The following is a 19,456-nucleotide window of genomic DNA, read 5'->3' on the forward strand; positions in this document are numbered from 1 at the left end:
CGACGCCTAATCCCCGCCGCCGGCGATCCTGCCAGTGCTCGGTTGCAGCGTGCTGTGCGCCTGCGCAGGCGAAGCTTCGCCGTCCATCGCCTCCGGCCGCAACGCCTCCAGCGGACGCTTGCGGGTCTCGATGCCGAGCACCGCAACCGCGATCGCCTGCACCACCAGGAGCCCGGCCACCACAGAGACGACGCCGGTGACGCCGAACCTTGTGAACAGCTCGACCACGATGAACGGCGTCACGATCGACATCAGGCGACCGGCCGTGTTGCAGATGCCGGATCCGCGCATCCTGAGCTCGGTCGGGAACAGTTCGGGGATGTAGAGTCCCCAGGCCAGCGCCAGCATCACCGCCACCGTGAACACGAGCAGGAAGCCGATCAGGACGAAGGCGACCGGGTTGATGAACATCGGATAGATCAGCCCGAGCCCGGCCGCGGCGAGCGACAGCACGATCAGCGACGGCTTGCGGTCGATCTTCTCACCGATCCACATGCCCGACAGCGTGCCGAGCGGGCTGCCGAGCGTCATCAGCATGGTGTAGCCGAGCGATGACGACAGGTTGATGCCCTGCTTGACGAAGAAGGTCGGGATCCAGGCGATGAAGCCGTAGACTGCGGTGTTGAGCCCGATCAGGATCAGGCAGCCGACGATGGTCCGCGCGATCAACGCGCGCGAGAACAGGCGCGTGAAGCGAACGTCCGGCTGCACCGGGGCCGGCTGATAGGCCGGGGTCGGCAGGGTCCTGCCCTTGCCGACCTCCTGCTCGATCGCCGCCAGCACCGCCTCCGCCTCGGCGCTCTTGCCCTGCGTCTCGAGCCAGCGTGGCGATTCCGGCAGCGAGCGCCGCAGGAACCAGACGATCATCGCGCCGATGCCGCACAGCGCGAACATCCAGCGCCAGCCGAGATGCGGAATGACGACCCAGCCGACCAGCGTCGCGACGAACAGCGCACCATTGGTGCAGGTCGCGAGCGCCGCGCCCCAGCGGCCGCGCTGCTGCGGCGGGATGAATTCGCTGAGCACGACATAGCCGACGACGATCTCGGCGCCGAGCCCGAGGCCCATCACGAAGCGGGCCCCGATCAGCCAGTTCATCGACGGCGCGAGCGTTGCCGCCAGCGCGCTGAGGCCGAAGATCAGGAGGTTGGCCTGGTAGGCGAACTTGCGGCCGAAGCGGTCGCCGGCGATGCCCGCCAGCCAGGCACCGATCAGCATCCCGACAAAGGTCGCCGAGATGAAGCGTGCATTCTGGGCGAGGTCCGAATAGCCGGACTGAACCAGCGCGCCGAGAATGCTGCCGGCGAGGAAGATCTCGAAGCCGTCGACGAACAGTCCGGCTCCGATCAGCGCGAATATCCGGTAGTGAAATCCGGCGATCGGCAATCTGTCGAGCCGGCCCCCCGCGTTAACGCCCTTGGTCACTTCAGCCTCCCTGATTTTGATTTTGTTTTGATCGTTGTCTGCGCCGGCGTTCTGGTCCGGCATCATCCGGTCGAGACGCGCGCTTCCTCGTCGGCCACGCCGGCATGCGCGGCCAGCGGCCGCGGCAGGCCGAGATTCTCGCGCAACGTGCCGCCCTTATAGTCGCGCTGGAACAGGCCGCGGCGTTGCAGCTCGGGCACCACGAGGCGCACGAAGTCCTGGTAGGTGCCGGGCACATGGGTGGCCGCCACGACAAAGCCGTCGCAGCCGCCTTCGCAGAACCAGCGCTCCATCTGATCGGCGACCGCCTTGGGCGAGCCGACGAAGGTTGGTAGTTCAGCGAGCGTCCCGCGCCCGCTGAACTGCACGAAGTCCCGCGGCGTCGGATTGGGCTTGCCGCTGAGATTCATCACGCGGTCGCGGATCGCCTGCAATCCGCTGATCGAAGCCAGCTCGTCCGACGTGAACGGCTCGTCCATCGGCTTGGCCGCGAAATCGTAGTTCAGCACCTCCGACAACAGCGTCAGCGCATCGATCGGCTTGGCGAGCCGGTTGATCGCGGCGAACTTGTCCTCGGCCTCGGCCTGGGTCTCGGCGACGATCGGATAGACCGCCGGCGCGATGCTGATGTCCCTGCCCGTCTTGGCCAGCGTTCCCTTGAGGTCGGCATACTGCTTCTTCGCGATGTCGAGATTGGGATAGATCACGAAGATCAATTCGCCCCAACGCGCCGCAAAGGTCTTGCCGCGGCCGCTCTGGCCAGCCTGAATGATCACCGGATGGCCCTGCGGCGAGCGCGGCACCGTAAACGGGCCGCGCGAGCGGAAGAACTGGCCGTGATGGTCGAGCCGGTGCACCTTGGCCGGGTCGGCGAACAGCCCGCTCTCGCGATCGAAGCTGACCGCGCCGTCCTCCCAGCTGTTCCAGTGGCCGAGCACGACCTCCATGAACTCGTCGGCGCGGTCATAGCGCAGATCGTGGCTGAGATGCTGCGAGGCACCGAAATTCGCAGCCTCGGAGTCGTTCAGCGAGGTCACCACGTTCCAGGCGGCGCGGCCGTTCAGCAGCAGATCCATCGTCGCGAACACGCGCGCGACGTGGAACGGCTCGTAATAGGTGGTCGAATAGGTCACGCCGATGCCGAGCCGCTCGGTCGCCAATCCCATCGTGAGCGCGACCGAGACCGGATCGAGCTTCGCCGCGCGCACGCCGTGGCGGATGGTCTCGCGAAAATCGTCACCGAAGCGATCGGGGATCGCGAGCCGGTCGTCGAAGAAGGCGAGATGGAACTTGCCGTGCTCCAGCGTGCGCCCGATTTCCTGATAGTAGTCGCGCGAGAACCAGTTTGGCTTCGAGTCCGGATGACGCCAGGAGGCGGGATAGTTCGAGCAATTCTGGGCCTGCAGGAAGCCGATCAATTTCATCTGCCTGGTCATGGCGTGGTTCCTTCGTGGCCGCCGGAGAATTGGTTCATGTCAGATCACCCCGTCGTTGCGCAGCGCGGCGAGCGCCGCCGCGGTTGCGCCGGCAAGCGAGGTCAGGACCTCGTCGGTGTGCGCGCCGAGCGCGACGCCGGCATGCCTGAACCGCGGCGGCGTGCGCGACATTTTTGGGATCGCACTCGGCACCGCGATCAGGCCGGCGCGCGACGGCACCTCGGCGATGTTGCCGCGCGCGCGGTACTGCGGGTCGGCGAAGATGTCACTGATGCTGTAGATCGGCCCGCAGGGCACGTCGTAGCGCTCGCACTCGGCAAGCGCCGTCTCCAGCGGCATGGAGCCGATCCAGTCGGCGACCATCCCGTTGACCTCCTCGCGCCGCGCCAGGCGGCCGGCCATGGCCGCATAGCGCGGGTCGGTCGCGAGTTCAGGGCGCTGCATCGCCTGCGCCAGGCGCTCGAACATCTTGTCGCTCGAACAGGCCAGCGCCACCCATTTGCCGTCGGCGGTCTGGTAATGGCTGTGCGGCACGACATTGACGGTGTCGGCGCCGAGGCGTTCGCGGACGAAGCCGGTCTTGGCGAACACGGTCGCCATTTCGTCAAGCAGCCGAAACACCGATTCATAGAGACCGATATCGACCACCTGCCCGTGTCCGGTGGCTTCGGCATGGCGCAGCGCCAGCAGCACGCCGAGCGCGCCCCATAGCCCCGAAATGTAATCGGCGAGCGAGGTCGATCCCGGCATCACCGGTTGGCGCCCCGCCTCGCCGGCAAGATAAGCGAGCCCGCTGAAGCCGTGCGCGATCCGGGCAAAGCCGGGCTTGTCGCGCAACGGGCCGTCCTGCCCATAGGCGCTGATGCGCAGCATCACGAGTTTTGGGTTGATCTCGCGCAGCGCCTCGAAGCCGAGCCCCCATTTCTCCAGCGTGCCCGGCCGGAAGTTCTCCAGCACCACGTCGGATTGGCGGACCAGCTCGCGAAACAGCGCAGCGCCACGCTCGCTGCGCAGATCGAGCGTCACCGACTTCTTGTTGCGGGCTTCGCTGAGCCAGACATAGGTGTCGCCGCAGTCGCTCGGGGTGCCGAACCGGCGCAAGGGATCGCCCGTGCCCGGCTGCTCGATCTTGATCACCTCGGCGCCGAAATCCGACAGCACCGTGCCGCAGAACGGCGCCGCCACGAAGGTCGCGATGTCGAGCACGCGAATTCCGGCCAGCGGTGGCTCATGCGACATCGCGCGCTCCTGCCCTGCCCGCCGACAGAATTGCGTCATGGCGGTCGATGATCGCCTGCGCGCGCTTGAGCACCGCAAGATCGATCAGCACGCCGTCCTGTCCGAAGGCGCCGTCGCCGCCAGCGCTGGCGGACTGAATTTTCGCCGTGATCTCGCGCGCCCAGCCGATCTCGCGTGCGGTCGGCGAGAACACCTCGTTGGCGCTCTCGAGTTGCGACGGATGGATCGCCCATTTGCCCTCGAAGCCGAGCACGGCCGCCCGCGCCGCACTGGCGCGAAAACCTGCGGCATCGCCGAAATTGGCATAGGGGCCGTCGATGGCACGCAGGCCGTGGGCGCGGCAGGCATTGGCGATCCGGGCGAGAGCGAAGTGCCACTGGTCGTTCCAGTGCATGCGGCGCGCGCCGTCCTCGCCGGCATCGGTGAGCACGGCATAGCGCGGATCGGAGGCGCCGATGATCTCGCCGCAGGTGCGCAGATCGATCGAGTAATCGCCGATGCCGAAGATGACCGCTTCCAGCCGCTCCGACGCCTGCACGATGTCCTCGACATTGGCGAGCCCAAGCGTGGTCTCGATCAGGATCTCGATGCCCAGCGGCCTTGTGCGCGGGAACTCGCGCTCGAGCCCCGTCAGCAGCGCATCGACGAACTGGACGTCGAACGCGGTGCCGACCTTCGGCACCATGACGAGGTCGAGGCGCGGCGCGCGGCTGACGATCTCGATGATGTCGCGATGCGCCCATTCGGTGTCGAGCCCGTTGATCCGCACCGCCAGCGTCTTGTTGCCCCAGTCGATCCGGTTCAGCGCCTCGATTGCGATCTCGCGCGCCTCGGGTTTTCGCGGCGGCGCAACCGCGTCCTCCAGATCGAGGAAGATGAAATCGGCGGCGCTACTTGCTGCGCGTTCGAAGAAATGGGTCGAGGTCGCGGGAACCGCGAGTTCGGAACGCTGGACGCGGCGCGTGCGCGGCTTGGTGACGGTGAAGGACATCGGAGCATCTTTTCTGCATCGCGCCGCAGGATCGTCTCCCACGGCCAACACAGTCATGCTAGATGTCCGACACTGATCTTTCTAACGAGATTATCTTAAGAACTGTTCGGTTCTTCGGGACAATCCCCCTGCAGGGCAAAACGATGTCGCAGATCAATTTCAAGCTGCTGCACATGTTCATCGCGGTCGCCGAGAACAAGAGCTTTCGCCAGGCCTCCGAGCAGCTCAACCGCTCGCAATCCGCGGTCAGCATGCAGATCAAGCTGCTGGAGGACCAGGTCGGCGCCGCCCTGTTTCATCGCACCACGCGGCGCGTCGAGCTGACCGCTGAGGGCCTGCAATTGCTGACGCATGCGCGGCGCGCGCTCGGCGAATGGGAGAACGGCCTGCGCGAGATCCGCGAGGTCATCGACATCCAGCGCGGCACGCTGTCGCTGGCCTGCGTCCCGACCATCGCCGCGACCATCCTGCCGCAGGCGCTGCATGCCTTCCAGGCGAGCTATCCCGGCATCAACATCAATCTGCGCGAGCTTGCCGCCGAGGACATGCTGGACTGCCTGCGCCGCCGCGAGGCCGATTTCGGCATCGGGCCGGAGATGGACGGCTCGACCGAGTTTCAGTTTGCGCCGCTATTCAACGACCCTATCTATGCGCTGGCGACGAGAGCGTTTCCGTTTCGCAAGCGCAGCGCGGTCGACCTTACCGAACTGTCCGGCTATCCGATCCTGCTCAACTCAAAATCGGCGGCGCTGCGCTCGATGCTGGAGCGCGCGCTCGCCACACGCAATCTGCAGATGAAGATCAAGTTCGAGGTCGAGCACAGCTACACGCTGGCCGCGCTGGCCGGCGCAGGCCTCGGCGTCGGCATCCTGCCCAAGGTCGCGTTGCCGCGGCCGATCAGGAAGACGATGCAGGCGCTGCCGATCGTCAATCCTGTGCTGGAGCGCACGGTCTGCATCGTCTCGCTGCGCGGACAATCGTTCTCGCCGGCCGCCGGCGCGCTGACATCAGTGATTCACAAATTCCTCAAGCCGCGCCCTTAGGTCCGCCGGGCCAGCCCGCAGAACGCGCCACCAAAATAGATCAGCGGGGTCTCCCCCTCACGCAGATGCATCGCGCGGACCGCGCCGACGAAGATCGAATGCGTGTCGTGCGCATGCTCGTCGATCAGCTCGCAGTCGAGGCCGATCAGCGCATCCCGCAGGATCGGCGCGCCCGTGGCAAGCGACAGCCAGCCGTCGGCGTCGGAAAAGCGATCGTCCCGCTCGATGCCGCGGCGGCCGGCGAACACATTGGCGAGCTCCACCTGGTCGGCGTGCAGCATGTTGACGCCAAAGGCTGCAGTGCGCCGGATCAGGCCATGCGCGCTCGCCGAGCGGTTGACGCAGGCGATCAGCCGCGGCGGCGTGTCCGACAGCGAACAGACCGACGTCGCCGTCATCCCCGTCTTGTCGCCCGGCCCGCCCGCCGACAGGATCGTCACCGCGCCGGCGTGGTGGCGCATCGCTGCGCGATAGGACGCGGGGTCGACGCTCCTGTGAGCCGGAGCGGCGGTCCGTGCGGCGGTCGAAAGCAGGCTGGTCGGTGCGTTCATCTGACTGTTCCGGGCGAGAGACGACGGTTTTGAATCGTATAGGCCAGCCCGACCGATCGCAGAAACGCAAATATCTAACCAGTTGTTCAGATCATCCGATCAATGCCGTCGGGCGTGTGCAGGCCGGCGGGCCACGGCAGTGCCTGATCGAATGCCGCGCGATGCGCGCGCGCGGCGGCATTCATGTCGGCCAGCACGAGCCGCCTAATACTCGATCCCGAACTCGTCATAGAGACGGCGGAACACGGCGGGCAGCACTTCGGTGAGATCTTCCGCGATCAGGCCCGGGCCCGCCTCGCTCGCGCTCTCGCCGTGCATCCAGACGCCGATGCTGGCCGCCTCGAAGGCCGCGACGCCCTGCGCCAGGAAACCGGCGATGATGCCCGACAGCACGTCGCCGGCACCGGCGGTGGCGAGCCACGGCGGCGCGTTGGCGGCGACGGTGGCGCGGCCGTCGGGAGACGCGATCACCGTGTCGGCGCCTTTCAGCAGCACCACCGCGCCGGAGCGCTCGGCCGCCGCGCGCACGCGCTCGAGCTTGGAACGGCCGGGATGCTTGTTGGAAATATCGCTGAACAGCCGCGGAAACTCGCCCTCATGCGGCGTCAGCACCACCTGCTGACCGTCGCTTGCCTTGATCGCCTCAAACAGCCGGTCCGGCGCGCCGGCAAAGCTGGTCAGCGCGTCGGCGTCAAGCACCAGATGCCGCTGCGCCGACAGCGCGGTGTGGACGAAGTCGCGGGTGCGCGCGCTGACCCCGGCGCCCGGACCGATCACGCAGGCATTGAGGCGCTTGTCGCCAAGCAGCTCGGCGAACTGGATCGGGTTGTCGACCGCGCGAACCATCACCGCGGTCAGCGCCGCGGCATTGACGGCAAGCGCATCACGCGGCGAGGCCAGCGTCACGAGGCCGGCGCCGGCGCGCAGTGCCGCGCGCGCGGCAAGCCGCGCCGCTCCGGTCGAGGCGAGATCGCCCGACACCACGACGGCATGCCCCCGCGCGTATTTGTGGCCGTCGATCCGCGGCACCGGGAACGACCAGCGCCAGGCCTCGGGCGCATTCTCCGCGGTCAGCGGCTTGATCTCGTCGAGCACCTGCGCGGCGATGCCGATGTCGGCGACGCGCACCCGGCCGCAATGCATCCGGCCCGGCAGCAACAGATGCGCGGGCTTCTTGCGGAAGAAGGTGACGGTCTCGGTCGCCTGCACGGCCGCGCCCATCACGGCGCCCGACGTGCCGTTGATGCCGCTCGGCAGGTCGACCGCCAGCACCGGCGTACCGTTGGCGTTGACGGCCGCGATCATCTCCAGGGGATCGCCCTTCACCGGCCGGTTGAGGCCGGCGCCGAACAGCGCGTCGATGATCAGCGCCGGCTTGCCGAGCGCCTGCGGATTGAACGGCAGCACCGGATATTTCCAGCCCTTCGCCGCCAGCGCCGCGTCGCCCTGCAGGCTGTCGCGCTCGCAGAGCAGGATCACCGAGACCTCGCGGCCGCGCGCGGCGAGCTCGGCGGCGGCGACAAAGCCGTCGCCGCCATTGTTGCCGCGGCCCGCGACCACCACGATCGGCCCCTCCTCGACGAGGTCCATCGCGGCTTCCGCGACGGCCTGGCCGGCGCTCATCATCAGCGCGAAGCCCGGCGTTCCGGCTGCGATGGTCAGCCGGTCGGCGCGTTCCATCTCGGTCGTCGTCAGAACGTCCATGCCGAATCCTCAATCGCTTCGCCTTTTCGAGAGGCAATTTCTGTGACGTTCGCGGGGTTTCTACTGGCCGACTGCATACGGATTGATCTATTTGCCTATTTGTTAGGCTTGGATATCATAGCCCATGTGGTTCGATATCAGCCGATTGCCTGTTAAAAGGCTGATAACATTCCGAAATCGGGGACCTTAACAACTTGGCATAGACCCTGCTTTTGAGGAAGCCGCGCGCGAGGCCGCTTCATGCGACCATTGCGCGTGTTTCCGGCCACCGGCCGGAAGGCTTAAGACCAACCAGACTGCGCCCCACGCGCATCGAACTCGACCCTGCAATCTGCAATGCCCGGGAGGCGCTCAGTGAAGAAGATTGAAGCCATCATCAAGCCCTTCAAGCTCGACGAGGTGAAAGAAGCGCTCCAGGAAGTTGGACTGCAAGGCATCACCGTCACCGAGGCCAAGGGGTTTGGCCGCCAGAAGGGCCATGCCGAACTCTATCGCGGTGCGGAATACATCGTCGACTTCCTGCCCAAGGTGAAGATCGAGATCGTGATCGGCGACGACCTGGTCGAGAAGGCGATCGACGCGATCCGCCGCGCGGCGCAGACCGGCCGGATCGGCGACGGCAAGATCTTCGTCTCCAACATCGAGGAAGCCATCCGCATCCGGACCGGCGAATCCGGGCTGGACGCTATTTAAGGGCGGTGCTATCCGGATTTTCTGACGGCAAAAGAGAAAAAAGGCTGCTTCGGCAGCCTGATTTCGTTTGTGTAGTCACACGAACTCGCCAAAAGCGGGAATAACGTCGCTCTCCGCTGGAAACCGACCCGCACATCCATAAGGGGTATTCATGAAGACCGCCAAAGACGTCCTGAAATCGATCAAGGACAACGACGTCAAATACGTCGACCTGCGCTTCACCGATCCGCGCGGCAAGTGGCAGCACGTCACCTTCGACGTCAGCATGATCGACGATGACATCTTCGCTGAGGGAACGATGTTCGACGGCTCGTCGATCGCCGGCTGGAAGGCGATCAATGAATCCGACATGTGCCTGATGCCCGACCCGGTCACCGCGACGATCGACCCGTTCTTCGCCGAGACCACGATGGTTATCACCTGCGACGTGCTCGAGCCGACCACCGGCGAGCCCTACAACCGCGACCCCCGCGGCATCGCCAAGAAGGCCGAGGCGATGGTGAAGTCGATGGGCGTGGGCGACACCGTGTTCGTCGGCCCCGAGGCCGAGTTCTTCGTGTTCGACGACGTGCGCTATTCGGCCGAGCCCTACAACACCGGCTTCCGCCTCGACTCCTCCGAGCTGCCGATCAACTCGGCGACCGAATATGAGGGCGGCAATCTCGGCCACCGCATCCGCACCAAGGCCGGCTACTTCCCGGTGCCGCCGCAGGACTCGGTGCAGGACATGCGCTCGGAGATGCTCGGCGCGATGGCCAAGATGGGCGTCAAGGTCGAGAAGCATCACCACGAGGTGGCGTCGGCCCAGCACGAGCTCGGCATGAAGTTCGACACCCTGACGCTGATGGCCGACCATATGCAGATCTACAAGTACTGCATCCACCAGGTCGCCCACATCTACGGCAAAACCGCCACCTTCATGCCGAAGCCGGTCTATGGCGACAACGGCTCGGGCATGCACGTCCACCAGTCGATCTGGAAGGACGGCAAGCCGACCTTCGCCGGCAACAAATATGCCGACCTGTCGGAAACCTGCCTGCACTACATCGGCGGTGTCATCAAGCACGCCAAGGCAATCAACGCCTTCACCAACCCGTCGACCAACTCCTACAAGCGTCTGGTCCCGGGCTATGAGGCTCCGGTGCTGCTCGCCTACTCCGCCCGCAACCGTTCGGCGGCCTGCCGCATCCCCTACACGGCGAACCCGAAGGCCAAGCGCGTCGAGGTGCGTTTCCCCGACCCGATGGCCAATCCCTATCTCGGCTTCGCCGCGATGCTGATGGCCGGCCTCGACGGCATCAAGAACAAGATCGATCCGGGTCCGGCGATGGACAAGGATCTCTACGATCTGCCGAAGGAAGAGCTGAAGCAGATCCCGACCGTGTGCGGCTCGCTGCGCGAGGCGCTCGAGAGCCTCGACAAGGACCGCGCGTTCCTCAAGAACGGCGGCGTGTTCGACGACGACTTCATCGACGCCTATATCGAGCTGAAGATGACCGAGGTCGCGCGCTTCGAGATGACCCCACACCCGGTCGAGTTCGAGATGTACTATTCGCTGTAAGCTTTACGGCACCGACGAAATGCGAAAGGCGCTTCCACTGGAAGCGCCTTTTGTTTTTGGGTGAGAACGGTGCGTAGGAAGGGTAGAGCGAGCGAAACCCATCATCTCGAGGCTTGCACCGGTGCGATGGGTTTCGCTGCGCTCTGCCCATCCTACGAGGGGCGGTTACACCTTCGCCTTGGCGAGCCGACGTCCGCCGGCGTCGAGCGCGCCGAAGGTGCCCGCGATCATGTCGGGCGTCGGGATCATGCCACCGAGCGACCAGCTCGCCGGCTCGCCCTCCTCGATCTTGACCCAGACGTTGCGGCGGAAGTCCGGGTTACCCTGCCCCTCGATCTCGACCATGAGGTCGGTGACGCGCGCCAGCAGCGCCTGCTTCTGCGCGACATCGAAGATGCCGCGGACGGTGGAAATGGTGACGTAAGGCATGGTCTCTCTCCATTGCTGAGGGTGTGACAACGCAGCGAAGATGGACCGGCACGGGACAATCAGGCAGTGGCCGATCGGACAGAGATCGGGCAATATCTGCCACCGCCCGATCGCGCTGATCGGCTGGCATGACGGCGAAATCCGGAGGTCCCATGAAGCTTGCGATCCTCGCGCTGGAAGGCTGCATGCAATCGGCGGTCGCCGGCATCGCCGACATCCTCACCCTCGCCAACCACGTGATGCAGCTGCGCGGCGGCAAGGCGCGCTTCAGCTGGCAAACGCTCTCGCTCGACGGCAAGGCGGTGCGCGCCGGCGGCGGCAAGTTGCTCGCCGTCGATGGCGCGGTGGGCAGGCGGACGGCGTGCGACGCGATCATCGTACCGGGCAGCCTGGTCGATCATCTCACCGCCGAGCGCCTGCAACCGCAATATGACCGTGCCGGCGCCTGGCTGCGCCAGCAGCATGCCAGCGGCCGGTTGATCGGCGCGTTCTGCAGCGGCGTGCTGCTGCTCGCCAATGCCGGCCTCCTCGACGGCCGCCGCGCCACCATCACCTGGTGGCTGCAGAGCGAGCTCCGCCGCCGCCATCCCAAGGTCGATCTCGCCGGCGATGCCGTGATCACGCAGTCCGATCGCCTGGTCTGCGCCGCCGGCCCGATGTCGTGGGTCGATCTGTTGCTGCGGCTGATCGAGCTCGTCGAAGGCGCGGAGGTCGCAAAAGTCTGCGCCGACTATGCGGTGATCGACACCGCACAGCGCACCCAGGCGATCTTCATGCCGCTCGGCTACATGCTCGGCCAGGATCCGCTGCTGATGAAAGCGGACATGCTGGTGCGCCGCACCGGCAAGACCCCGATCACGGTGCGCGGCCTCGCACACGCGCTCGGCCTCAGCGAACGCACGCTGAACCGCCGCTTCCGCGAACTGACCCACGAGCCGCCGCAGGCCTTCATCATGCGCCGCCGCGTCGAGCACGCCCGCACGCTGCTGGAGACCACGGCGCAGCCGATCAAGGCGATCGCCCGCGCCACCGGCTATGAGGACGAAAGCAGCTTTCGAAAAGCCTTCCGCAAGCTCACGCTGACATCGCCGCAGGCCTATCGCGCGCAGCGGTCGATGCGCGCGGCCTGATCGCAGGAAGCCCGGAGGACTACGGTCAGCAACGCTGACGAACCTGATGACGTGCTGCGAACAGCATACAAGGTTGTGTTTTCCGGGATCGACAACGCCTGGGCCCGGGTGTTCACTGCCGGCAAGGACCCGAAAGCGGCTTCCGATAAAACACACATTCATTTTTCTGCATGGGGAGAAACGAGATGTCTTTCGTCGCTCGACGAATGGCGGCGCTTTCGACCGCCATCACCATTCTCGCCGTCTGTGCTGGCAGCGCATTCGCCCAGAAGAAATACGACACCGGCGCAACCGATACTGAAATCAAGATCGGCAACATCATGCCCTACAGCGGGCCGGCATCCGCCTACGGCACCAGCGGCCGGGCCCAGGCGGCCTATTTCCGCAAGGTCAACGCCGAGGGCGGCATCAATGGCCGCAAGATCAACTTCATCTCCTACGACGACAGCTACAGTCCGCCGAAGACGGTCGAGCAGGCGCGCAAGCTGGTCGAAGGCGACGAGGTCTTGCTGATCTTCGCCTCTCTCGGCACGGCATCCAACGGCGCGATTCAGAAATACATGAACGTGAAAAAGGTGCCGCAGCTGTTCATTCAGACCGGTGCCACCAAGTGGAACGATCCGCAGAACTTCCCGTGGACCATCGGCTGGCAGCCCAGCTATCAGAGCGAGGGACGGATCTACGCCAAGCACATCCTGAAGGAAAAGCCGGGCGGCAGGATCGCGGTCCTCTACCAGAACGACGATTATGGAAAGGACTATCTCAAGGGCCTGAAGGACGGCCTCGGCGACAAGGCGGCGTCGATGATCGTCATCGAGGATGCCTATGAGGTGGCCGAGCCGACCATCGACACGCACATCGTCAAGATGAAATCGATGAATGCCGACGTATTCGTCGACATCGCCACACCGAAATTCGCGGCGCAGGCCATCAAGAAGGCGGCCGAGATCGGTTGGAAACCGCTGCACATCCTCAACTCGGTCGGTTCCTCGCTCGGTGCCGTGATCCAGCCTGCCGGCTTCGAGAACGCGCAAGGCATCATCTCGGTGGCCTACCTGATGGATCCGCTCGATCCGCAATGGAAGGACGACCCTGGCATGAAGGCGTTCGATGAGTATCTCTCCAAATATTTCCCCGAGGGCAATCGGGCCGACAGCCTGATCGTGACAGGGTACAATGCCGCTCAGACACTGGTTCAGGTGCTGAAGCAGTGCGGCGACGATCTCACGCGCGCCAACGTCATGAAGCAGGCCGCGAACCTGAAGGCCTTCCGGACCACCAACTTGCTTCCCGGCATCACGATGAACACCAGCCCGATCGATTTCGCGCCGATCAAGCAGATGCAGCTCAGGCGACTCAAGGGCGAGCGATGGGAGCTGTTCGGGCCCATGCTCAGCGCGGAAGTGGGCGGCTAGCCGACCGCGGCCCCTCACTGCGCCGCCCGGACGGTCCGAGCGCTATCCGCGTCATTGCGGGGAGCGCAGCGACGAAGCAATGACGCCAGTTAGATCTGCAGGATGGGTAGAGCGCAGGGAAACCCATCCTCTCGCCCTCGCACAGGCGATGGGTTTCGCTTCGCTCTACCCCCATCCTACGGGGCTTGAACTATACCCGGAACAGCTTCGCGTACTTCGCCTTGATCTCCTCGGACTGCACCTGCACCTGGGCCGGATCGGCCTTGAGCATCTTCAGTTTGTCGAGCGGCACGTGGCCGGCCTTCTCCTTCACCTTGGCGTGGAAGGAGCGGTGCGCGAATTCGTCGGCCAGCATCTGCTGGGTCTCGGCGCTGAAGAAATAGCTCTGGAACAGCCGCGCGGCATTCGGGTTCGGCGCGTTCTTGAAGATGCCGCTGGGGACGATGATCAGCGGCGCGCCCTCGGCCGGATAGACCACCTCGACCGGCTTGCCCTGATCCTTGGCCAGCACGAGGTTGTAGTCGTTGCCGTCGGCCATCACGGCGCGCTCGCCGAGCAGGATCTTCTTCGGCGGATCGGCCGCCGACTGCACCTGCATCACCCGCTGCTGCGACAGCTTCTCCAGATACGGCCAGCCGAGGTCGCGTGCCAGCACGAAGGTCGCGGTCATGATCGCGCCGGAGTAGCTCGGGTGGCCCTTGACGATCTTGCCGCGCCACTTGGGATCGAGCAGGTCGGCGTAGCTCTTCGGCGCCTCCTCGCGCTTCACCTGCTCGGTGTTGTAGCCGATCACCTCGAACCAGGCGCAGGACGTCGCCGAGGTGCCGTCGGGATCGATCTGGTCGGCCGGAAAATGCCTGGCGACGTCCTCCGGCAGATAGGCCGCGAGCCAGTCGTTCTTCTTCCAGTCGAGGTAATGCGCCGGATCGGTGGAATTGGCGACGTCGACGGCGTTGATGCCGCTGCCCTGCTCTTGGGCGATCCGCTGGAAGATGCGTTCCGCGCCGGAGCGCTCGACGCGGACGCTGATCCCGGGATATTTATGCTCGAAGTCACGCGCGAGACGCTCGGCCGTGTTCAGTTCCAGCGCGCTGTAGAACGAGATCTTGCCTTCCTTCTTGGCGGCTGCGATCAGCTCCGGCGTCACGGCTTCCGCCGGCGGCGCCGCCGCGCGCAGCGGCTCCGCGAACACCATGCCGGCGGCGGTGGCCGCCGTCACCTTGAGCCAGTCGCGCCTCGACCATTTGCGGTCCTGCATTCCATACTCCCTGAGATCGGGCCGTTGACCGGCCGCGCCTTTGTCGCGGGAGCTTAGCGCGTAGGATGGGTAGAGCGAAGCGAAACCCGTCAAATAGCGGGTGATGGGTCTCGCGCAGTTCATCATCGGGCCGCGCGTTGCGGACCCGCTGGCATCCAGGTCACGCCACGGTCTACGTCTTCGCGGGCGGATTCTCGCGCAGGAAGCGTTCGAGATCGGGCTGCACGGAATAAGGCTGCGGAACCGGATCGCCCTGAAAGTCGACCTGAAGATCAAGGCAGCGCCGCAGCATCCGCGCCAACTCGCCGCGCCGATAGGGCTTGGTCAGCAGCGGAATGCCGTGGCCGCCACGCCCCTGCTGTGCGGGCAGCACGCCGTCGCTGTAGCCCGAGGTAAACAGCACCCGCAGTGCCGGGCGCCCCGCCATCAGTGTCTCCGCCAATTGCCGACCGTTCATGCTGCCGGGCATCACGATATCGGTGAACAGCAGGTCGAACGCGGTGCCGCGTTTGACGATTTCGAGCGCGGCGTCCGCGTTCGCCGCGACCAGCACGTTGTAGCCGAGGCTTTCGAGCTGGCCCGTGACATAGTCTCGGATCGTAGGGTCGTCCTCCACGCACAAGATCGTCTCGTCGCCGCCCCTGACGGGCAGATCGTCCTCCTCCGCCGCGCGCTGTGCGGTGCCGTCGGCCTTCGGCAGATAGATCCTGAAGATGGTGCCGCGCCCCTGCTCGCTCTTGACCTCGATCCCGCCGCCGCTTTGCTTGACGAAGCCGAACACCATGCTGAGCCCGAGCCCGGCGCCCTGTCCGACCTCCTTGGTGGAAAAGAACGGATCGAAGATCTTCTCCAGATGCGTCGGCGAAATACCGGTGCCGGTATCGGTCACCTCGATCACGAGATGATCGCCGGCGCGCTCGACGCCGCACGCCACGGCGTCGGGAATCCCGAGCTGGATGTTGCGGGTCGCAAAGGTCAGCGTGCCGCCGTCAGGCATGGCATCGCGCGCATTGATGGCGAGGTTGACCAGCGCGGCACCAAGCTGGCTGCGGTCGACGAAGGCGAGCCAGGCATTGCGGCCGAGCTCCGTCCTGATCTCGGTCTGCGAGCCGAGCGTCTGCGACAGCAGCCGGACCACCTCGCCGACCAGGTCGTTGACGTCGGTCTCGCCGGGCTGCAGCGGTTGCTTGCGCGCGAATGCCAGGAGGCTCGAGGTGAGTTGCGCGCCGCGATCGGCGGCATCGCTGATCAGCTTGGCGATCGCGGCAAGTTGCGGGTTGTCCTTGACGCCGTCGGCGAGGATCTCGATCGTGCCGGTGATCACGGTCAGCATGTTGTTGAAGTCGTGCGCGATGCCGCCGGTCAGCCGCCCCAGCGATTCCGACTTCTGCGCCTGGATCAACTGCTCCTCGGCGATCCGGCGCTGGCTGACGTCCCTGACAAAGGAATTGATGATCCAGCCATCGCCGCGGCGCAGCGCGTTGAGGGACACCTCGACATAGAACCGGTGACCGTCGCGGTGCAGGCACGCCGTTTCATAGCGCATGCCCATGCCGCCGGTCGCGGTCTCCTGCAGGAAGCGGGTGATCCGCTGCCGGTGCGCAACGCGCAGCTCCTCCGGAAACACCAGTTCGACCACCCGATAACCGACCGCCTCGGAGCGCGTCCAGCCGGTCAGCGCCTCGGCCTGCGGGCTCCAGTCGAGAATGAAGCCGTCCTGGTCGGTCTGGACGAAGGCGTCGAGCGCGGTCCTGACGATGGCCTGCGCCATCTGCTCGCTCTCGACCAGCGCCTGGTGTGCCCGCCGCTGCGCGGTGACGTCGTGCAGCACGGCGACCGCGCCCCGCAGATTGCCGGTATCGTCGCGCAGCGGCCGCGCGTTGACGACAAGGAAGACGGCCGGTTGCGGCGGTTGCGGTTTGACGATCAACTCGAAATCGTCGACGTCATTGCCGCGCAGCGCACGCGCCATCGGCGTGTCCGGGATCGGCATCACGGTGGTACCGTCGGAATAATAGTTCTGGAAGGTGCGAACGCCGGTCAGGGTATCAAAACCGGGTTCGACACTGTACAGCCGTCGCGCCGCGGCGTTGACGATCACGATCATCCCGTGCTCGTCGGCGACCACGACCGGATCGCGGATGCTCTCGACGGTCTTCTCCAGCAGGTGCTGCCTGCTGCCCAGCTGCGCCGACAATTCGGCAAGCGTCACCGCGAGCTGAGCGGTCTCGCCGTCATCGCCTGAGCCGAGCGCGACCTGCTGGCCGCGCGACAGCGCCTCCGCCGCCCGCACCAGCTGGGCGGGCGTCCTGGACAGCGATCTCGCAATCATCTCAGCCGTCATCAATACCACCGCAACCGCGCCACCGGCGAGCAGAACGCCCGGCCAGGTCACGCCATGGATGAAGCCCAGCGCGAGCAGGAGCGCGGCGACGGGAAACATCATCCCCATCGCCAGACGGCCCGACAAATTCATCCCGACCAACCCCTCGTGTCGGCTGCGCCCGAAAATGGAAAAGGAAAAGCAGTATTCGGAAAGGGTCGTCGGCGCCGGAGCAAATATCCCTGTTGCTTAGCCGAGTCCGGCGCAGCAATCCGCCACTTTCGTATCCGTATTAGTACGGAGAAGAACCAATTCCGGCGCGCGCTCGATACCGGAGGAAGACTAGCCGCGACCTGTCGACGGGCGGTCTCGCCAACAGCGCAACGCAACCTGCTAGAATTTGCGGGAGGAGCCCGGGGTACATGTTTGGCACTACTGTCGGCCGGGCGCCCCAGCAGGATGCCGGCATGATCGCGTGCCAAACATGGAACGCTCCGCATCCGGCGTTTCAGGGTCCAGCCAGGCCCTCGCCGGCGCTTAGCGACGCTCCCAACGCCGACTACGCACCTCGAAGCAACGTGCCTCGGCTGCGAGATGCATCAGATGGTCGCGTTCGCTGTCATGAGGCGGCCGAACAGGACCCCGATCCACGACCTCGAGCGCCCCACGGCAAGCGGTGTTCCCGATTGCGGACGAACCATATCTCGGCCAAAATCGTCGGGACAGTTCAGGAAGGATGAGCTTACAAAAAGAGAGACGATGTGACGTGCAGGCCGCATCCTCATCCCTCGTAAGCTTAAGCTGCAAATACCCATCTGGGTCCCGTTGAATGTTAGCGCGCCGAAGAGCGGATCTGCTCCCAAGGCGGGTGACCTTACATTTGATACGGAGCACAAAATGGATTCCATGCTGAATGACAGGGTCGCGGAAGGGCGGCTCGTGAGCTTGGAAGAGCAGCTTTCGAACCTCGCGCGCGAAGCAGGAGTCAGCCCTTCCGGCCCGCCGACCAGCAAGAAAGCGTTTCACGCGCCGCTAGAAGCGGTTCATCGATTGGCGGATTGGCGCCACCTGGCCATTGTCGGTTCTGTGCTGGCAGCATGCATTGGTGGCGCTGCTTGGTGGTGGTCGTCACCCAGCGACACGGCGATGGTGGCCTCCTCTGGCCACTCCTCACCTCCTGCGCAAACCCCGCCGAAAGACGCCACACCGAAAGACGTTGCGCCGACTGCCGCCGCACTTTCTTCCGACTTGGCGCAGCAGCTTCAACCGATGGCGCGCGATCTCGCTGCCTTGAGGCAGGCGGTCGAACAGCTTGAGGCGAGGCAAGAACAATTGGTCCGCGACCAAAAGAATGTCGCAAGCCAACTCGAAGCGAGCCAAGCAGAAATGGCACGCAGCAGAGATATCATCGACCAGATCAAGGCGACCCAGAATCAGATCGCGCGCGAAAGCGAGACGGTCACCGAACGGCTCAACGCAAGCCAGGAACAGCTGGCCGGTGTCATCGCCAACGCCGCAGAGCCAAAGGTGAGCCCCGAACAGCCAACGGTAACCCCGGAAATACCACTGCCGCGCCCGCGGCCGTCGGGCAATGTTGCCCAGACGCGCAAACCGGCGCCAGCCCCGCCGCGGCCGCACGCCACCAGCAAACCGCAACCGCCGGCATGGCCATGGTCAGTGCGCTAATGCCGCGACGTGCTGCTTCCTGCGCGCCATCGACGCAGCAACGGCCGATGCCTGCACTTAGCGATCAATGAAGCAACACGAAGAGGCCGCTGGCGCTGGTCAGCGGCCTCTTGAACCTGATCTCAAATGAACGTCTTGGTGGTAAAATCTTTGCCTCAGGTCCGCCATTATTAAACGGGGAATTCGCCACACAGTGAAGTCCCAACAGGTGCGATGCTCAACGGAACTCTTGTGACGTTGCGGGGACAACACACTTTGCGTTCGTGACGCCCTGAGTGGACGATCTACTCGCCTGCCGCTCGGCTCCCATGGATTGGCCAAGGAAAGCCCTGCGTCCTTCATGGCTTCCCGAACCGAGGTGCGACAAACCGACCCGACGGACAGACGACGCCACACATTCGGTGCCGTCCCTGCGAAAGCAGGGACTCATAACCACCGATGGTCATTGTTGAGCAGTGCTGCAACGACGAGCTCCCTCCACAACACCCGCTGCGACGTATGGGTCCCTGCTGTCGCAGGGACGACAGCGCGTTTTTCGGAGACGACGTCGCGATTAACGCGCAGGGACGGTG

The 19,456-nt window shown here is 65.1% G+C and carries 15 protein-coding genes; 6 read left to right on the top strand and 9 right to left on the bottom strand.

Annotation, left to right across the window (positions count from 1 at the left end):
• Positions 1-6 precede the first annotated feature (6 nt).
• The 4 genes from QA639_RS24245 to QA639_RS24260 all read right to left on the bottom strand — a co-directional run bounded on the left by QA639_RS24245 (position 7) and on the right by QA639_RS24260 (position 5,091).
• On the bottom strand, positions 7-1,425 hold the full coding sequence (locus tag QA639_RS24245) for an MFS transporter (RefSeq protein WP_038377428.1): 1,419 nt from the start codon (positions 1,423-1,425) through the stop codon (positions 7-9).
• Between the two features lie 62 nt (positions 1,426-1,487).
• A complete protein-coding gene (locus QA639_RS24250) occupies positions 1,488-2,861 on the bottom strand; it encodes an LLM class flavin-dependent oxidoreductase (RefSeq protein ID WP_283087541.1) in 1,374 nt (457 codons plus the stop codon).
• A 39-nt stretch (positions 2,862-2,900) separates the two neighbouring features.
• The gene (locus QA639_RS24255; RefSeq protein WP_283087542.1) at positions 2,901-4,100 is read right to left on the bottom strand and encodes a CaiB/BaiF CoA transferase family protein; all 1,200 of its coding nucleotides are present in this window, start codon (positions 4,098-4,100) and stop codon (positions 2,901-2,903) included.
• Entirely contained in the window at positions 4,090-5,091 is a 1,002-nt protein-coding gene (locus tag QA639_RS24260; protein WP_283087543.1) for an HpcH/HpaI aldolase/citrate lyase family protein, read from the bottom strand. Before QA639_RS24260 ends, QA639_RS24255 begins: the two co-directional genes overlap by 11 nt.
• A gap of 143 nt (positions 5,092-5,234) precedes the next feature.
• Between QA639_RS24260 and QA639_RS24265 the strand changes: the two genes are divergently transcribed.
• Positions 5,235-6,134: a LysR family transcriptional regulator gene (locus QA639_RS24265; protein WP_283087544.1), complete on the top strand. Its 900-nt coding sequence runs from the start codon at positions 5,235-5,237 to the stop codon at positions 6,132-6,134.
• On the opposite strand, the gene QA639_RS24270 is transcribed toward QA639_RS24265, so the two are convergent.
• On the bottom strand, positions 6,131-6,685 hold the full coding sequence (locus QA639_RS24270) for a flavin reductase family protein (RefSeq protein ID WP_283087545.1): 555 nt from the start codon (positions 6,683-6,685) through the stop codon (positions 6,131-6,133). The genes QA639_RS24265 and QA639_RS24270 overlap by 4 nt on opposite strands.
• A gap of 204 nt (positions 6,686-6,889) precedes the next feature.
• Entirely contained in the window at positions 6,890-8,389 is a 1,500-nt protein-coding gene (locus QA639_RS24275) for a bifunctional ADP-dependent NAD(P)H-hydrate dehydratase/NAD(P)H-hydrate epimerase (protein WP_028333941.1), read from the bottom strand.
• 354 nt (positions 8,390-8,743) lie between these two features.
• On the opposite strand from QA639_RS24275, the gene QA639_RS24280 reads away from it, so the two are divergent.
• Positions 8,744-9,082 (top strand): P-II family nitrogen regulator, encoded by a 339-nt coding sequence (locus QA639_RS24280; protein ID WP_011441447.1) that lies wholly within the window; start codon positions 8,744-8,746, stop codon positions 9,080-9,082.
• 151 nt (positions 9,083-9,233) lie between these two features.
• The gene (gene glnA / locus QA639_RS24285; RefSeq protein WP_028333940.1) at positions 9,234-10,643 is read left to right on the top strand and encodes a type I glutamate--ammonia ligase; all 1,410 of its coding nucleotides are present in this window, start codon (positions 9,234-9,236) and stop codon (positions 10,641-10,643) included.
• A gap of 165 nt (positions 10,644-10,808) precedes the next feature.
• On the opposite strand, the gene QA639_RS24290 is transcribed toward glnA, so the two are convergent.
• Positions 10,809-11,072 carry a tautomerase family protein gene (locus QA639_RS24290; protein WP_283087546.1) on the bottom strand — a complete coding sequence of 88 codons (264 nt, stop codon included), beginning with the start codon at positions 11,070-11,072 and terminating at the stop codon, positions 10,809-10,811.
• A gap of 152 nt (positions 11,073-11,224) precedes the next feature.
• On the opposite strand from QA639_RS24290, the gene QA639_RS24295 reads away from it, so the two are divergent.
• Together QA639_RS24295 and QA639_RS24300 are read left to right on the top strand one after the other, a co-directional pair.
• Positions 11,225-12,202, top strand: coding sequence for a GlxA family transcriptional regulator (locus tag QA639_RS24295; protein ID WP_283087548.1), 978 nt, complete (start codon positions 11,225-11,227; stop codon positions 12,200-12,202).
• 185 nt (positions 12,203-12,387) lie between these two features.
• Positions 12,388-13,617: an ABC transporter substrate-binding protein gene (locus QA639_RS24300; protein ID WP_157341085.1), complete on the top strand. Its 1,230-nt coding sequence runs from the start codon at positions 12,388-12,390 to the stop codon at positions 13,615-13,617.
• A gap of 190 nt (positions 13,618-13,807) precedes the next feature.
• Here the strand turns inward: QA639_RS24300 and QA639_RS24305 are convergent, their stop codons facing one another.
• Complete coding sequence (locus QA639_RS24305) at positions 13,808-14,875, bottom strand: ABC transporter substrate-binding protein (RefSeq protein WP_157341083.1); 1,068 nt, start codon at positions 14,873-14,875, stop codon at positions 13,808-13,810.
• Between the two features lie 172 nt (positions 14,876-15,047).
• Positions 15,048-17,321 (bottom strand): hybrid sensor histidine kinase/response regulator, encoded by a 2,274-nt coding sequence (locus QA639_RS24310; protein WP_283087549.1) that lies wholly within the window; start codon positions 17,319-17,321, stop codon positions 15,048-15,050.
• A gap of 774 nt (positions 17,322-18,095) precedes the next feature.
• On the opposite strand from QA639_RS24310, the gene QA639_RS24315 reads away from it, so the two are divergent.
• The gene (locus QA639_RS24315; RefSeq protein ID WP_283087550.1) at positions 18,096-18,884 is read left to right on the top strand and encodes a hypothetical protein; all 789 of its coding nucleotides are present in this window, start codon (positions 18,096-18,098) and stop codon (positions 18,882-18,884) included.
• Positions 18,885-19,456: the final 572 nt, after the last annotated feature.

Source organism: Bradyrhizobium pachyrhizi (genome assembly GCF_029714545.1).
Lineage (GTDB): Bacteria > Pseudomonadota > Alphaproteobacteria > Rhizobiales > Xanthobacteraceae > Bradyrhizobium > Bradyrhizobium pachyrhizi.

Bases quoted from the DNA above. Each gene is read 5' to 3' on its own strand.
- QA639_RS24250 (WP_283087541.1), bottom strand. From the start codon at position 2,861: ATGACCAGGCAGATGAAATTGATCGGCTTCCTGCAGGCCCAGAATTGC.
- QA639_RS24255 (WP_283087542.1), bottom strand. From the start codon at position 4,100: ATGTCGCATGAGCCACCGCTGGCCGGAATTCGCGTGCTCGACATCGCG.
- QA639_RS24260 (WP_283087543.1), bottom strand. From the start codon at position 5,091: ATGTCCTTCACCGTCACCAAGCCGCGCACGCGCCGCGTCCAGCGTTCC.
- QA639_RS24265 (WP_283087544.1), top strand. From the start codon at position 5,235: ATGTCGCAGATCAATTTCAAGCTGCTGCACATGTTCATCGCGGTCGCC.
- QA639_RS24270 (WP_283087545.1), bottom strand. From the start codon at position 6,685: ATGAACGCACCGACCAGCCTGCTTTCGACCGCCGCACGGACCGCCGCT.
- QA639_RS24275 (WP_028333941.1), bottom strand. From the start codon at position 8,389: ATGGACGTTCTGACGACGACCGAGATGGAACGCGCCGACCGGCTGACC.
- glnA (WP_028333940.1), top strand. From the start codon at position 9,234: ATGAAGACCGCCAAAGACGTCCTGAAATCGATCAAGGACAACGACGTC.
- QA639_RS24290 (WP_283087546.1), bottom strand. From the start codon at position 11,072: ATGCCTTACGTCACCATTTCCACCGTCCGCGGCATCTTCGATGTCGCG.
- QA639_RS24295 (WP_283087548.1), top strand. From the start codon at position 11,225: ATGAAGCTTGCGATCCTCGCGCTGGAAGGCTGCATGCAATCGGCGGTC.
- QA639_RS24300 (WP_157341085.1), top strand. From the start codon at position 12,388: ATGTCTTTCGTCGCTCGACGAATGGCGGCGCTTTCGACCGCCATCACC.
- QA639_RS24305 (WP_157341083.1), bottom strand. From the start codon at position 14,875: ATGCAGGACCGCAAATGGTCGAGGCGCGACTGGCTCAAGGTGACGGCG.
- QA639_RS24310 (WP_283087549.1), bottom strand. From the start codon at position 17,321: ATGATGTTTCCCGTCGCCGCGCTCCTGCTCGCGCTGGGCTTCATCCAT.
- QA639_RS24315 (WP_283087550.1), top strand. From the start codon at position 18,096: ATGGATTCCATGCTGAATGACAGGGTCGCGGAAGGGCGGCTCGTGAGC.